At 70.6% G+C, this 14,693-nt stretch carries 15 protein-coding genes; 2 read left to right on the top strand and 13 right to left on the bottom strand.

The genetic code is table 11. The features are described 5' to 3' along the window. Position 1: 1 nt before the first annotated feature. From CFB49_RS31770 to CFB49_RS31740, 7 genes are all read right to left on the bottom strand, one after another. Complete coding sequence (locus CFB49_RS31770) at positions 2–1,204, bottom strand: glycosyltransferase family 9 protein (protein WP_089493722.1); 1,203 nt, start codon at positions 1,202–1,204, stop codon at positions 2–4. Then, complete coding sequence (locus tag CFB49_RS31765; protein ID WP_089493351.1) at positions 1,201–1,812, bottom strand: D-glycero-alpha-D-manno-heptose-1,7-bisphosphate 7-phosphatase; 612 nt, start codon at positions 1,810–1,812, stop codon at positions 1,201–1,203. The genes CFB49_RS31770 and CFB49_RS31765 overlap by 4 nt, the downstream gene beginning before the upstream one ends. Continuing rightward, positions 1,803–2,552 carry an SDR family oxidoreductase gene (locus tag CFB49_RS31760; protein ID WP_089438142.1) on the bottom strand — a complete coding sequence of 250 codons (750 nt, stop codon included), beginning with the start codon at positions 2,550–2,552 and terminating at the stop codon, positions 1,803–1,805. Before CFB49_RS31760 ends, CFB49_RS31765 begins: the two co-directional genes overlap by 10 nt. Before the next feature lie 224 nt (positions 2,553–2,776). Then, entirely contained in the window at positions 2,777–3,304 is a 528-nt protein-coding gene (locus tag CFB49_RS31755) for a hypothetical protein (RefSeq protein WP_034196537.1), read from the bottom strand. After that, positions 3,246–6,056, bottom strand: coding sequence for an ABC transporter transmembrane domain-containing protein (locus tag CFB49_RS31750; protein WP_249190568.1), 2,811 nt, complete (start codon positions 6,054–6,056; stop codon positions 3,246–3,248). The genes CFB49_RS31755 and CFB49_RS31750 overlap by 59 nt, the downstream gene beginning before the upstream one ends. 47 nt (positions 6,057–6,103) lie before the next feature. Further along, positions 6,104–6,955: a BON domain-containing protein gene (locus tag CFB49_RS31745; protein ID WP_089437707.1), complete on the bottom strand. Its 852-nt coding sequence runs from the start codon at positions 6,953–6,955 to the stop codon at positions 6,104–6,106. Between the two features lie 184 nt (positions 6,956–7,139). Next, complete coding sequence (locus tag CFB49_RS31740) at positions 7,140–7,493, bottom strand: chemotaxis protein (RefSeq protein WP_089493350.1); 354 nt, start codon at positions 7,491–7,493, stop codon at positions 7,140–7,142. Between the two features lie 266 nt (positions 7,494–7,759). Between CFB49_RS31740 and CFB49_RS31735 the strand changes: the two genes are divergently transcribed. Further along, positions 7,760–9,352, top strand: a complete 1,593-nt coding sequence (locus CFB49_RS31735; RefSeq protein ID WP_089493349.1) for a PAS domain-containing hybrid sensor histidine kinase/response regulator — start codon at positions 7,760–7,762, stop codon at positions 9,350–9,352. Between the two features lie 10 nt (positions 9,353–9,362). On the opposite strand, the gene CFB49_RS31730 is transcribed toward CFB49_RS31735, so the two are convergent. The 4 genes from CFB49_RS31730 to CFB49_RS31715 form a co-directional block, all read right to left on the bottom strand. Next, positions 9,363–9,686, bottom strand: a complete 324-nt coding sequence (locus CFB49_RS31730) for a four-helix bundle copper-binding protein (RefSeq protein WP_175975264.1) — start codon at positions 9,684–9,686, stop codon at positions 9,363–9,365. Positions 9,687–9,745: 59 nt separating this feature from the next. Then, a complete protein-coding gene (locus CFB49_RS31725; RefSeq protein ID WP_089493348.1) occupies positions 9,746–10,951 on the bottom strand; it encodes a zinc-dependent alcohol dehydrogenase in 1,206 nt (401 codons plus the stop codon). A gap of 145 nt (positions 10,952–11,096) precedes the next feature. After that, positions 11,097–11,576, bottom strand: coding sequence for a hypothetical protein (locus tag CFB49_RS31720; protein WP_069619120.1), 480 nt, complete (start codon positions 11,574–11,576; stop codon positions 11,097–11,099). Positions 11,577–11,607: 31 nt separating this feature from the next. Further along, positions 11,608–12,246: a MarC family protein gene (locus tag CFB49_RS31715; RefSeq protein ID WP_089437703.1), complete on the bottom strand. Its 639-nt coding sequence runs from the start codon at positions 12,244–12,246 to the stop codon at positions 11,608–11,610. Between the two features lie 122 nt (positions 12,247–12,368). Between CFB49_RS31715 and CFB49_RS31710 the strand changes: the two genes are divergently transcribed. Next, complete coding sequence (locus CFB49_RS31710; protein WP_069619122.1) at positions 12,369–12,587, top strand: DUF6566 family protein; 219 nt, start codon at positions 12,369–12,371, stop codon at positions 12,585–12,587. Between the two features lie 49 nt (positions 12,588–12,636). Here the strand turns inward: CFB49_RS31710 and CFB49_RS31705 are convergent, their stop codons facing one another. Then, positions 12,637–13,014: a DUF5594 family protein gene (locus tag CFB49_RS31705; RefSeq protein ID WP_069619123.1), complete on the bottom strand. Its 378-nt coding sequence runs from the start codon at positions 13,012–13,014 to the stop codon at positions 12,637–12,639. Between the two features lie 42 nt (positions 13,015–13,056). Next, positions 13,057–14,586 carry an FAD-dependent oxidoreductase gene (locus CFB49_RS31700; protein ID WP_089493347.1) on the bottom strand — a complete coding sequence of 510 codons (1,530 nt, stop codon included), beginning with the start codon at positions 14,584–14,586 and terminating at the stop codon, positions 13,057–13,059. Positions 14,587–14,693: the final 107 nt, after the last annotated feature.

The raw sequence follows: 14,693 nt of genomic DNA, 5'->3' as shown, positions 1-14,693 counted from the left end.
GTCAGTTCCTCGTGATGACGTGCGCGAACGGAATCACGTTCGATGCGTTCGCCGCGACCGGCTCGCCGTCGTGCGCGGCGGCCCGCGCGGCCGTGCGTTGCGCATGGCGCGCGCTGCCGCGCAGCAACGCGTGCACGGCGGCGGCGACGTCGTCGACGCTCACGCCGCGCAGGCACGGATGACCGGGCTGGTTGCACACGCTGCGGTAGCAGTTGCGGCACGGCACGTCGACGTTCAGCACACGGTGCGGCACACGCCACGGCGTGTGCTGCGGATTGGTCAATGCATACAGGTCGACCACCGGCGTGCCGAGCGCGGCCGCGAGATGCACGGGGCCGCTGTTGTTCGACAGCAGCAGGTCGGCCGTCTCGATCAACGCGCCGAGTTCGCCGAGCGGCAACACGCCCGCGAGCGGCACCGCGCGCGGCCCCGCCCGTTCGCACACCGCGTCGACCAGCGCGCGTTCGTCCGCGCTGCCCGTCACCGCGATGCCGTCGAACAGCGGTGCGACCGCGGCGGCCGCTTCGCCGAAACGCTCGGCCGGCCAGCGCCGCGACGCGGCGGTCGCGCCCGGGTGGACGACGAGCCAACGCGGGCGCGCCGCCGCCGGCCGGCGCGCGCCGCCGATACGTTGCAACGCGGCCTGCAGCCGCGCGTGCACCGCACGGCGCGCCGCGTCGCCCGGCTCGAACGCCATCCGCCAGTCCGCCGTCTTCGCGCCGACGGCACGCACCAGCGCGAGCTGGCGCGCGACCTCGTGGCGCACGTGCGATTCCGGCTCGGTTTCCGGCACGCGGTCGGTCAGCAGTTCATACGGATTCTCGCGGCAATGCGCGAGCCGCAGCGGGATGCCGGCGAGCCAGCACATCATCGCCGCGGGCAGCGGATTCTGGCTGTAGACGGTGAAGATCACGGCCGCGTCGAAACGGCCCGCCAGCAGCCGGTCGATCATGTCGAGATCGGCCACCGGATCGCCGCGCACGTCGGGATGCTTGACCCATGGCGCGTCGTAGCTCCACACGTCGTCGACCATCGGCAAATGCTTCGCGAGCGCGGCGCCCGTGCGCGACGTCAGCAGCGTCAGCTGGCGATCGGCGCCGCTCTCCTTCAGCGCGCGCAGCGCGGGCGTGGTCATCAGCACGTCGCCGATGCTGTCGAGCCGCACGCACAGAATGCGCCGGGCACGGCTCCAGGCCGTACTCATTGCCGCCCCCACGAGCCGTGCCGGCGCGCGGCCTCGCGTACGACGATGTCGGCCGCCAGGTCGACGCGATCGACCACGTGATGCGGCGTGCGCGCGGCGTTGAGCCGCCACTCGGTCTCGTTGCCGCAGTCGACCAGGATCGTGCCGCAGCGCGCGGTGCGGCCGGCCTCGACGTCGTCGAGGATGTCGCCGATCATCCAGCTCCATTCGGGCACGGCGCCGAGCGCGGCCAGCGCGCGGCGCAGCATGCCGGGGCGCGGCTTGCGGCAGATGCAGTCGCAGGTGTAGCGCGGCACGCTGCCCTGCGGGTGATGCGGGCAGTAAAAAAAATCCGCCAGCGTCGCGCCGTTTGCTTCGAACAGTTCGGCGAGACGCTGGCGGACCGCGCCAAGCTCGTGTTCGGTAAAGCGGCCGAGCGCGACGCCCGGCTGGTTCGACACGACCGCCAGCGGCATGCCGGTCGCGCCGAGCGTGCGCAGCGCGCGCGCGGCGCCCGGCGCGAGGCGCATGCGCGCGGGATCGACGTTGTACGGCACGTCGTCGAGCAGCGTGCCGTCCTTGTCGAGCAGCACCGCGCCGGGCAGCCGCCGTTCGCGCTTCAGGGCCATGACGTCTCCTTCATCGGCAGCACCATCAGCTCCGGCACCACGGTGCCCGGCGGCTGCGTCAGCACGAACCGCACGGCGGCCGCGACGTGCTCCGGCGGCTGCAGCGTGTCCTCGTCGATGTCGGGAAAACGGTCGAGCAGGAACGGCGTGCGCATCCCGCCCGCGACGATCGCCGACACGCGCACGCCGCTCGGCCGCAGCTCCGCATGCAGCGCGTGCGACAGGCCGAGCAGCCCCCACTTCGTCGCGTGATACGCGGACGCGTTCGGCCACGCACGCTTGGACGCGGTCGACGCGATGTTCACGATATGGCCGTTGCCGCGCGCCTTCATCATCGGCACGGCCGCGTGACACATCAGGTACGGGCCGAACAGGTTCGTCATCAGCACCTGCTGCCACGCGTCGACGCTCACGTCGTCGATCGGCGCGGTCACGTCGATCGCCGCGTTGTTGACGATCACGTCGAGGTCGCCGAGCGACTCGCGCGCATCGTGCACGACCTGCAGCACCGATGCTTCGTCGCGCACGTCGAGCGGCCGTCCCATCGCCTGCCCGCCGTGCCGTTCGAGTCGCTGCGCGACGGCTGCCGCGCGGTCGCCGTCGAGATCGGCGACGACGACATGCGCGCCGTGCCGCGCAAGCTCTTCGCAAATGGCTTCGCCGAGACCGCGGCCGCCCCCGGTCACGAGTGCGGTCCGGCCGGCGAGCGGCGGTTTGGCTGGATCGTGAGTCGCGTTCACCTGCACCTCCTGTCGATGTCGGAAAGCAATCCGGCTGACGGCGACACTTGTCGCGACAACCGTCCGTGCAGGAGTACAGCGAAAACCGTGCCGGCCTGCGCGCGCCCGCGCCGCATCGGACCGTGGCGCGCGCTTGCTGGCTTTTTTATAACCTGCTGTAAAAACCGGCCCGGGCAGCCGCGCCCAGGCGGCCCCACCTAGGCGGTCCCACCTACGCGGTCCCCTCAGATCGCGAGCCCGTCGGGCGTGGCCTGCGCGCGGTGCTTCGCGAGCGCGCGCAGGCAGTGCGCGATGCAGCCCGCGAACGCCTCGTCGAACCACGGCTGCGCGCCCGACACGCCGACCACGATGCCGCCGAGCGCGACGCCGCCCCACAGGTTCGTGTCGCCCGCACGCAGCCGGTACGGCTCCAGCGCCTGCACGACGTGGCCGTCGCGGCCCGTTTCCCACGACAGCCGCGCCTTGGCCCGCGCGTATGCGCGATAGTCGGCGTCCCAGTCCTTCGGGTCCGGCAGCGAAAACTCATACAGGATCGCGTCCTCGAACGCCGCGTCGTGCGGCCCGAGCGCCGGGTCCATGATCACGATGTGCAGGCAACCGCTGTCGCCGACGAAATCGCTCTGCAGCGCGGCGGACAGGGTCGGCAGCAGCAGCTCGACGGCCGCCACCGCGGCCTGGCGGTCCGCGAACGCGCTACCGCCGCGACGTGCGTTCAGGGCTTCGGGTGTCGTCGGATTCAGAAGGTTCGGCATGGATTTCTCCGGAGGAAAACGCGAGCGCACGCAACGCCGCGATCAGGTCGGCCGCTACCGCGGGCTTGGTCAGGTACGCATGGAAACCGGCTTCGACCGCGCGCGTGCGGTCGCGATCGCGCGCATGGCCGGACAACGCCAGCGCTTCGAGCGGCGCACGGCCGTCGCGATCGCGCGCGGCGTCGAGCTGACGCACGCGCGCCATCACCGCGTAGCCGTCCTCCTCGTCGTCGCCGAGGTCGATGTCGCAGACGAGCAGCGCCGGCCAGTCGGCCCGGCGCGCGCGCCACAGGTCGTCCAGCAGCGCCTGGCCCGACGCATACGCGTGCACGTCGGCGCCGGCCACCTTCAGCAGCGCGGTGAGGGCCTCGCGCGCCTCGTCGTGGTCGTCCACGCACGCGATGCGCAGCCCGTCGAGGGGCTTCGCGGCGGTCGCCCCGCCGGCGTCCGGATGCGGCGCGGCACCGTCCGGCTGCACCGATCCCGGCACCACCGCGTACATCGGCAGCGACAGGTGCAGCGTCACGCCGATATCGTCGCGTTCGCGCACGACGTAGCCGCCGGCTTCCTCGATCGCGTCCTGCAATCGTTCGAGATCGATCAGCGACAGTTCGGCGGCATCGACGCCCGCGCACGCGATCGTGATCCGCGCTTCCGGGTCGTGGCGCGCGGTGCGCACCTCGAGCTGCCCGCCGCTGCTCGCGTCGATCGCGCCGCGGCACAGTTCCCACACGAAGCGTCGCAGCGCGGCCGGATCGGCCTTGACGACGAGATCCTCGTCCGTCAGGTGGCGGAACACCGGCACGCCGCGCTGCGCGGCCGCCTCCGCCAGCGAATCGAGCACCTGCGACACGAGCGGGTTGATCCGCACCGGCTGCCGCGCGAACTTCGCCTCCGTGCGCTCCAGTTCGCGCTGCTTCGCCTGCAGCGACCACATCTGCGCATACACGCCGCCGCTTTCCAGCAGCTCGTCGTGGGTGCCCTGCTCGACGAGCCGGCCGTACTCCATCACGAGGATGCGGTCGGCATCGACGATCGTCGACAGCCGGTGCGCGATGATGAGGCTCGTGCGATGCCGCGCGACGCGCATCAGCTCCTGCTGGATCGCGCGCTCCGAGCGCGTGTCGAGCGCCGACGTCGCCTCGTCGAACACGACGATCGGCGGCGCCTTCAGCAATGCGCGCGCGATCGCGACCCGCTGCCGCTCGCCGCCCGACAGCCGTACGCCGCGCTCGCCGACGCGCGTGTCGTACGCCTCGGGCAGCCGCTCGATGAACGCGTCGAGCTGCGCGCCGCGCGCGGCCGCGATCACCTCGCCGCGGGTCGCGTCGCGCTTGCCGTATGCGATGTTGTACGCGAGCGTGTCGTTGAACAGGATGGTGTCCTGCGGGACGATGCCCAGCGCGTCGCGCAGGCTGCGCTCGGTGACGAGCCGTAGGTCCTGACCGTCGATGCGGATCGTGCCCGCATCGGGCTGGTACAGCCGGAACAGCAGCCGCGCGAGCGTCGACTTGCCCGAGCCGCTGCCGCCGACCACGGCGACCGTCTGCCCGGGCTCGATGCGGAACGACACGTCGAACAGGATCTGCCTGCTCGGCTCGTAGCCGAAGTCGACATGCTCGAACTCGATCGCGCCGCCGCGCACGACGAGCGGCTGCGCACCGGGCGCATCGCCGTCCTCGCCGGGCTTGCCGCGCGCATCGAGCAGCCCGAACAGCCGTTCGATGTTCGTCATCGCGTCGTTCGCCTCGCGGAACACGAAGCCGAGCGCATTCAGCGGCAGGCTGATCTGGATGATGTACGCGTTGATCAGCACGAGATCGCCGATCGTCATCGCGCCGCGCGCGACCTGCTGCCCGGCGAGCAGCATCACCGCCGCGATCCCCGCGCCGATGCACGCGCTCTGCCCGATATGCAGCGTCGACAGCGCGTACTGGTTGTCGACGCCGGCCTCGCGCCATTCGCCGAGCACGCGGTCGAGGCGGTCGCGCTCGACGTCCTCGCGCGCGAAGTACTTGACCGTATCGACGTTCAGCAGGCTGTCGACCACGCGCGAATTCGACTCGGCCTCCAGCGCGTTCACGCGCCGCTGGTAACGCATGCGCCGGCGCGTGAACACCACCGTATACGCCGCGTAGACGGTGAACGTGACGAGGATGATCGCGGTGAAGCCGCCGCCGTACTTGCCGATCACGATCACGAGCACCGAGCCGATCTCGATCGCCGTCGGCACGACCGTGAACACCGCGACGCCGAGCAGGTAGCCGATGCCGGCCGTGCCTTTCTCGAGGTCGCGCACGACGGCGCCCGTCTCGCGCTGCGCATGAAAACGCGCGCCGAGCCGATGCAGATGGCCGAACGTGCGCACGGTAAACGACGCGACCGTATGCTGCGTGACCTGCACGAAGGTCATGTCGCGTACTTCGTTCAGCGCGTTCGACGCGAAGCGCACGACCGCGTACGCGAACAGCAGCAACACCGGCCACGCCATCGGCTGGCCGGCCGCGCGGCCGAAGCCGTCGACGATGTCCTTGAGCAGCAGCGGCACCGATACGGCCGCCGCTTTCGCGAGCACCAGCAGCACGATCGCCGCCAGCACGCGTGCGCGGTAATGCCAGATCGCGCGCCAGAGTTCGACCGCGATCCGTACTCGCAGTCCGCGCTTGTCGCGGCGATGGCGGAGGTCGCGGCGGTCGCGGCCTGCCGCCGCATCGCGGTCCTTGACGGGCGTTTCGTCGATTCCGGTCGTCATGCACGCAGTACTCGCGGTCGGGGGCGCGGCGTTTCACGCACGGGCGGTCAATGGCGCGGTTCGCGCTCGCGGCCGCTCACCACGGTGCCCGGCTCGGGGTCGCGTGCGGCAGGCTGGGTCGGCGTGACGGTCCGCTGGTCCGGATGCAGCACCATGCCCGTATCGTGTTCGCCGTCGCGGCGCACGCGCACGCGATTCTCGACGTCGCGCACGCCCAGGCAGCCGTCGGCCAGATCCTCGATGTCATGCTTCATCCAGCGCGCCGGCACCGTGCCGTCCAGTTCGACGCGACCCTCCTTCACCTGCACGGTGACGTCGCTCACGTCGATCTCGAGCGCATGCGCGAGCCGCTCGCAGACGTCCTCGCGAATCCGCTCGTCCGAGCGCGTATAGCCTTTCGGCCCGCGGCGATGGCGCAGCGCGTCACGTTCGGTGTCCCTGCCGAAGCGCGACAGGTCGGGCGCGCCGCCGCCGTAGCGCGGGTCGCCACGATCGCGCTCGCCGCCGTACCCGCCCATCCGGTGCTGGCCGCGGAACTCCGGGCGCTCGCCACCGTACCGGCCTTCGCGCTCCTCCGCCCGGCGGCCCGGGTCGCCGTAGCCACGCTCGACGTCCCGCGCCGGCTGGCGCGCGCCGCCCGGCCAGTCCGGGTCGGCCGCGCCGCGCCGCTGGTCGGCCGGCCGTGCGGCGCGCTCGGTCCATTCGCTGCCCCAGTCTTCCGGGCCCACGTCCTCGCTCGCGAAGCGGCGGTAAGCCGATTCGTAGTCTTCTTCCGGCCACCGGGCCGGGTCGTCCGGGATACCGCGCTCGCCGGCGCCCCGGTACGCGCGTTCGTTGCGCTCGTGCCAGTCGGACGGCCCACCGCGCTCGCCGGACCGTCCGGGATATCGTCGTTGCATCGTGTCTCTCCTTGATCGCCTGCGCCGCGCGCGGCACCATGCCGTGGCCCGGCGTGCGACGGTCGGGTGAATGCAAATCGCGTGCCGGCGCCGTTGCCGTCCCGCGACGGTTGCGCGTCGCAGCGCGGGGAAGCCGCCAGGCGCCCGAATCTGCAACGCGATTGCAGTTTTTGCGTGCCGGGCGTCACGGCGCGGCGTCGGGTTCGGCCGGGTCGTCCGTGCGACCGGGCTCGCTGAGCCGCTCCGTGCGGTCCGGCTCGATGTCCGCGCCTTCCTCGAGCGTCGAATCGCCGTCCGCCGACGCGCGCTCGCCCGTCCCCGCGCGGTCCGTATCGCTGTCGAGCGCCGCGTCGCCGCGTTCGAGCGCGTGGTCGTCGAGCGGCGAATCGACGTCGAACGGATGACGCCGCGCGCCCGCCGTGTCGCTGCCGCTGTCGGACGAGTCGCTCGGGCCCAGCGCCCGGCCGTCCCGGCCGCGGCTGGCGTTCTCGTCGTCCGGGCCGGCCGGTTCGTTATCGGGATTGAGCGTGCTGTTCATGTCGATCTCCTTGCCTGGCTTGCCGCCGCGCGATCGGCCGGAGGGCCGCCGCGCGGCAGGGACCGTACCGGCGTGCAATCGGCATGCCGCGCCGGGCGCAGCCGGCCGGCACGGCGGACGGCACGGCCCATGCGCACCCATTGATCAGCTGAATCGAGTTCCTTTATGCTTTCGGACGTGCCAACTCGCTCCATATGGCCGCCGCCGGCGCGTCCGGGGGCGGGCCGGCGACTTGCGGCCGCCCGTATTTTCAACTTGCCGCTCCGATGAAGAAAGACGACGCCGATCTCCAACCGCATCCGCCGCCGCCCGGCTCGTCCGACCCGCGCGACCTGCTGCACCGCTTCGCCGAATTCCGGTTTCAGACCGTGGTGGAGTCGATCACCGACTACGCGGTATTCATGCTCGACCCTTATGGCAACGTCGCGACGTGGAACGCCGGCGCCCAGCGCATCAAGGGTTACTCCGCCGCCGAGATCGTCGGCCACCATTTCTCGCTGTTCTATCCGACCGACGCGATCACGGCCGGCCGGCCGTCGCAAGGGCTCGCGCTGGCCGCCGCGCACGGCCACTTCGAGGACGAAGGCTGGCGCGTGCGCAAGGACGGCACGCAGTTCTGGGCGAGCGTGACGATCACGCCGGTGCACGACGCGACGCATCAGCTGCGCGGCTTCATCAAGATCACGCGCGACATGACCGAGCGCAAGCGGCTCGAGGAACTCGAAGCATCGACGCATCGGCTCAGCGTGTTCATCGCGATGCTCGCGCACGAGCTGCGCAATCATCTCGCGCCGCTGCGCAATTCGGTCGGCGTGCTGCAGAGCCTGCCCGATCCCGCGCCCGCGCTCGCGCAGTGTCGCGACGCCGTGCATCGCCAGGTCGGACAACTGACGCGGCTCGTCGACGATCTGCTCGACGTCGGGCGCATCACGGCCGGCAAGGTCGAACTCGACGCGCGCCCCACCACCGTGCGCGACATCGTGTGCCGCGGCATCGAGAGCATCCAGCCGAAGCTGGCCGCGCGCGGGCAATGGATCCGCGTCGACCTGCCGGACGATTCCGTGGCCCTGCACGGCGACGACGCACGGCTCGTCCAGGTGCTGCACAACCTGCTCGACAACGCGTCCAAATTCTCGCCGCACGGCGGCCGGATCGACGTCGGCGCGCGGATCGAGGGGCCGTTGGTCGCGATCCGCGTCGCCGATCACGGCGTCGGCATCGCGCCGGGCGCGCTCGACGCCATCTTCGACCTGTTCCAGCAGGAAGGCGCGTCGAGTCGCTCCCCGTCCGACGGGTTCGGGCTCGGTCTCGCGATCTGCCGGTCGTTCGTCGAACTGCACGGCGGGCGGATCGTCGCGGAAAGCGACGGGCCCGGCCACGGCGCAACGTTCACGATCTGGCTGCCGATCGCGCAAACGACCCGCAACGTTCCCTCCGCACCGCCTGCGCCGGCCGCGCTCGAACCGCCGGCCGACACGCCGCTGCGCATCGTCGTCGTCGACGACAACCGCGATTCGGCCGATACGCTCGCGGTGCTGCTGCAACTGAAAGGGCATGCGCCGCGCGTCGCGTACAACGCGGCCGACGCGCTCGCCCTCGCGCGCGACTACGCACCGCAACTGATGCTGCTCGACCTGACGATGCCGGACGTCGACGGCTTCACGCTGCTGCAGGAACTGCGCGCGATCGACGCGCTGCGCGACACGACCTGCGTCGCGCTGTCCGGCCATGCGCGCGCGTCCGACCTCGCGCGCACCGAACGCGCGGGCTTCGACGACCATCTCGTGAAGCCCGTCGAGATGGCCGTCCTCGACGCGCTGCTGCAGCGCGTCGCGCGCCAGGTTCAGGACACGCCGTAAGCGCCCGGCCTCAGGCCATCGCGCGGCACATCGCCGCGCACGCCTCGCATGCAAGCGCGCAGCGGCGGCAATGTTCGTGCGCATGCCGCGAACACTCGGCCGCGCACAAGTCGCACGCGTGCGCGCACAGCGCGCAAATGCGCGGTGCGAGCCCGCTGCGGCGCGCCATCGCGCCCGACGCGAAGCGGCACAGCTGCGCGCATTCGATGTCGAGCGCGATGCAGCCCGCCAGCGCGTGCACGTCGCGCTCCGCGAGGCAGGCGGCCGCACAGGTGTCGCACGCGTGCGCGCACGCATCGCACGCGGCCATGCAGTTGTCGTATTGATCGCTCATCGCAGTGCTCCCGGTTTCGGTTTGCATCGTTTAGGTTTGCATCGTTTCGGTTCGTGTCGTCACGGCGTCAGCTTCACCTTCATCCAGCCGGGCTCGCGCACGTCGAACGCGCGATACGCATCGATCGCGTTCGTCAGCGGCTCGCTGCGCGTGAGCACCGACAGCGGGTCGAATGCACCGCTGCGCACCAGCTCGATGAGCGGCGGCGTCACCGTCCGGTGATTGCAGTTGCCCATCTTGATCGTGAGATTCCGGTTCATCGCCTCGCCGATCGGAAACACGCGCGCCGCCTGCGGATATACGCCGATCACCGAGATCGTGCCGGCCTTCGCGACCGCGCGCACCGCCCATTGCAACACCTGCGACGGCCCGTCGCCCGGCACCCAGTTGCGGCCGTCCGGCTTGCGGTGCGGCGCGATCGCGTCCACTTCCGCATCGAACGCGCGCGCGGCGTCGCGATCGGCCGCAGCCGGCCCGTGCGTCGCGCGCATCGCATCGACGCCCACCGCGTCGATCACGCGATCGACGCCGATCCCGCCCGTCAGACGCAATATCGTGTCGACTGGATCGTCCTCGGAAAAATCGACGATCTCGGCGCCCTGCGCGCACGCCATCTCGAGCCGCGACGCGATGCGGTCGATCGCGATCACGCGGCCGGCGCCCATCAGTTTCGCGCTCGCGATCGCGAACTGCCCGACCGGCCCCGCGCCGAACACGGCGACCGTATCGCCCGGCTTCACTTCCGCAAGCTGCGCGCCGAAATAGCCGGTGGGGAAGATGTCCGACATCAGGATCGCGCGATCGTCGTCGATCGTATCGGGCAGCCGGATCAGGCTCGCATGCGCAAGCGGCGTGCGCGCGTATTCGGCCTGCAGCCCGTCGAACGGGCCGGTTTCAGCGGGCCCGCCGAAGAACGACGTGCCCGCGCGCGGCCCGCCGGGGTTCGCGACGTCGCATTGCGCGGTGTAACCGGCGCGGCAGTACGCGCAACTGCCGCACGCGATCGTCGACGGAATCAGCACGCGATCGCCGCGCCGCAGGTTGCGTACGTCGCGCCCGACCGCCTCGACGATGCCGACGCCCTCGTGGCCGAGAATCGTGCCCGGCTTCATCCCGCCGAGCGTGCCGCGCACCATGTGCAGATCGGTACCGCAGATCGCGCTGGCGGTCAGGCGCACGACCGCGTCGGTCGCCGCGGAGACTTCCGGATCAGGCACCGTGTCGATGCGAATGTCGCCGATGCCGTGAAATACGACTGCTTTCATGTCAGGCCCTCCTTGTCGAAAGCGGAAACGGTGAAGGTCACCGTCGAGCCGATCGAGCAAGGCATGCGCCTGTGCGGCGCGCGCGGCGCGCCGTGACGCACGGACAGAAAGCGCTTCGTCTTCGGGGAGGGGCCGTGCCGGCGCGTCAGTCCGTGGGCGGACCGCTATCGCCGGGCTCACCGCTGCCGTCGCGCGCGTTCGAGATCGCTTCGACGAGCTTCAGTTCGTCGTCGATCGACAGCGTCGTGTCGGTCACTTCGCCGCCCAGCGGCGCGAGCGCCGCGCTCAGCGCGTAGATGTCGAGCTGCGTCGCGGCCAGCCCGAGCGACACGGTGCCCGGGCGCGCCTTGCGCGCGACGCGGTCGGTCAGCGCATCGTCCGCCGGACGTTCGCGCCACGCGTCGAGCGACGATTCGACGTGCGCGACCACGCTGTCGAGCAGCGAACCGGACGACACGCGGCCCGGATCGACTGCATGCGTGCGCAACTGTCCGTCGGTCGAGCACTCGACGATCACGACACCCGCGAGCGCGACGACGTGCCGGTCGCGCAGCGTGCCGAGTTCGGCCAGCGCGCGACGCGCCGCGTCGAGATCGGGATAGGACAAGACGATCAGCGTGTTCATTCAGCGACTCCATGCAGGCGAACGGGCGCGCTCAATGCGGCAACCCGAACGCGGCCTTCAGGCTCGCGACGATCATCTGCATCGCGATCGCCGCGAGAATCATCCCCATCAGGCGCTGCGTGACGGCCGTCACGCGCGGCGACAGGTAATGGCCGATCAACGGCGCCGACAGCAACGACACGGCCAGCAGCACGAGAAATGCGGCCAGCCCGAGCGCGAACGCGAGTTCCTGCCCGGTCGCGACGGCACTGTGCCCGAGCACGATCATCGTCGCGATCGTGCCGGGGCCGACCAGCAACGGAATCGTCAGCGGGTAGATCGCGACGCTGTCGGCCGCCGCCGGATCGGCGCCTTCGTCGGCGCCCGGCGCATGCTGGCGGCTCGGCGCACCATGCAGCATCGACAGCGCGATCAACAGCACCAGCAGCCCGCCCGCGAGGCGGAAATCGTCGATCGTCAAACCGAATACGTGCAGGATCGCGCCCCCTGCGACCGCCGACACGATGCAGCCGACCGTCACGCCGATCGCGGCCGTCAGCGCGACCTTGCGACGCACGCCGTCCGCCGCGCCTTCGGTCAGCGACAGGAACACCGGAATGTTCGCGATCGGGTTCATGATCGCGAACAGCGCCGCGAACACCTTGATGGAAAAGGTCAGGTCGAAGGCCACAGGGTCGCTCCCGTCTCGCGCGGCACGTGACACGCACACGCCGGTTCGTTTTCGATGCGCGGCGCCCGCCATGCTGATACGATCCACGCACCACGTTCATCCACGACGGAGGGCCCCGCTCGATGCAAGCCACCGACACTTTCATGGGTCACGAAATTCGCGTCGACGCGACGCGCAACGCGAACGGCGCATGGGTCGCGCAGGTGCGGATCTTCCGCGACGGCACGCCCGTCGACCTGCCCGCGCCCGAACTCGTCACGCCCGAATGGCTCACGTGCGACGAAGCGCTGCGCGGCGGCATCGACCAGGGGCGCGTGATCATCCGAACGCGCGACCGGTAACCGCGCGCGGTTCGGCCGCGCCCCATCGGCCGGCATCGCGCGACGCACGTCACGCATCGAAATCGAGGTCGCCGATCAGGATCTCGCGATCGCGCTGCGTCCGGCTGCTGAAATCGACCGGCAATTCCATCTGCCAGCGCTCGATCGTGACCGGCAGCACCGCGAGATAGCGATCGAAGCGGCCATGGTCGGGCTCGGCCAGCAGACCGGCGATCGCATCGTCGCGCCACGCGAGCCGCGCGTTCAACCGGTTCGGCAGGCCGACCGTCGACGTGAGGCCGATCACGTCGATGCAGGTCGGGCTGCCCTGCCCGTCGTGCGGCACGACGTCGACCTTCACTTCGCCAGGCTGATACAGGCCGCGCAAGCGCGTCGCGATGCGCGGCGCGAACTCGGTTTCGAAACGGGCACGGACGTCAGGGTTCATTTCGCCTCCATTCAAGGTTCGGTGGGTGTCGTCATGCTGCTTTCATGCGGAAGCCGTCTGCCGCTCGAGCGCCGCTTCGGCCTTCAGGTTGTCGAGATCGCGGGCGATCGTCACGACCGCGAGCCGCGTGTTGCCGCGCCAGTACGCGATCGAGCAGTCGTGCTCGCCGAGGTCGCCGTCGATCTCGACGCGATCCCATTGCTCCGCATGCCCGACATAGCGGATCGTCAGGTCGTAATGCTGGCTCCAGAAAAACGGCACCGCGTCGAACGGCCGCTGCTGGCCGAGCAGGTTGCGCGCCGCGACGATGCCCTGCCGCTCGGCGACGACCCAGTGCTCGACGCGAATCCGCTCGCCCGTCAGCGGATCGGGCCAGCGCGCGATATCGCCGGCCGCATAGATGCCGGGCGCGCTCGTCTGCAGGAAGCGGTCGACCGTCACGCCGCGTTCGACCGCGAGCCCGGCGTCCTGCGCGAGTTCGACGTTCGGATGCACGCCGATCCCCACCAGCACGACGTCGGCCGGCAGCACGTCGCCGTTCGACAGCGTCACGCTGTCCGGCCCGATCCGCGCGGGCGTCGCGCCGAGATGGAATACGACGCCGTGCGCTTCGTGCAGCGCCTTGATCGTGTCGCCGAGCGCATCGCCGAGCACGCGGCCCATCGGATGCGTATCGGGCGCGACCACCTGCACGTCGACCCCGCGCGTGCGCAACGCGGCGGCCGCTTCGAGCCCGATGAAGCTCGCGCCGACCACCACGCAGTGGCGCGCGGTTTTCAGCTTCGCGATCAGCGCATCGCAATCCGCGCGCGAGCGCAACGTACAAACGTGCGGTAAATCGGCGCCGGGCACGTTCAGCCGATTCGGTTCGGCGCCTGTCGCGAGCAGCAGCGCGCCGTATTCGATGCGGCTGCCGTCGGCGAGCTCGACCGCCCGCTGCGCGGGATCGATGCGGGTGACGCGCGTATTGCAGCGCACGTCGATCCGCTGCTCGGTATAGAACGACGGTGCGCGCAGCGGCAACCAATCGGCTTGAGCCGTGCCCGCGAGGTAATCCTTCGACAGGTTCGGCCGGTCGTACGGTGGATCGGCATCGGCGCTCAGCAGCGTGATCGGATGCGGATAGCCTTCCTGCCGCAGCGTGACGGCCGCCGCGATTGCGGCCGCGCCGCCGCCGACGATCACCACCGATGCGGGCAGCCCGGCCGCCTTCAGCGCAGGCGGCGCGGCGGCCGGCCGCGCATCGACCACGACCGCGCGGCCGTCGCGCCGCTCGACGCGCCAGCACGGCAGCCCGTCGAGCGCCGGCGCGCGTTCCATCTCGCCGGTGCGCAAGCAGAACGCCGCGTGATGCCACGGGCAGCGGATCGTGTCGCCGACCAGCAGGCCCTCGGCCAGCGGGCCGCCGTAGTGCGGGCATTGCGCGCCCACCGCGAACAGTTCGTCGGCACGGCGCACGAGCAGCACCGCCGCATCGCCGACATGGCCTTCGATCATCGCGCCGTCGGCGAGATCGTCGAGCGCGATCCCTTGCGTGAGATCGGGTGAGGACGCAGCATCGCTTCCAGTCATGACGTGGCTCCCGAAAAGTCAGGTAACGATCCCATTATCGCCATCCCTCCTGAAAAGAACAGGTACAGACGCCTCGCAGCGCACGCAAACGCGGACTGTAGCTTGTA

Source organism: Burkholderia sp. AU17457 (genome assembly GCF_002223255.1).
GTDB classification, from domain to species: Bacteria; Pseudomonadota; Gammaproteobacteria; order Burkholderiales; family Burkholderiaceae; genus Burkholderia; species Burkholderia sola.
The sequence above is the reverse complement of the archived record's forward strand: the minus strand, read 5'-3'. Positions and strand labels throughout refer to the sequence as shown.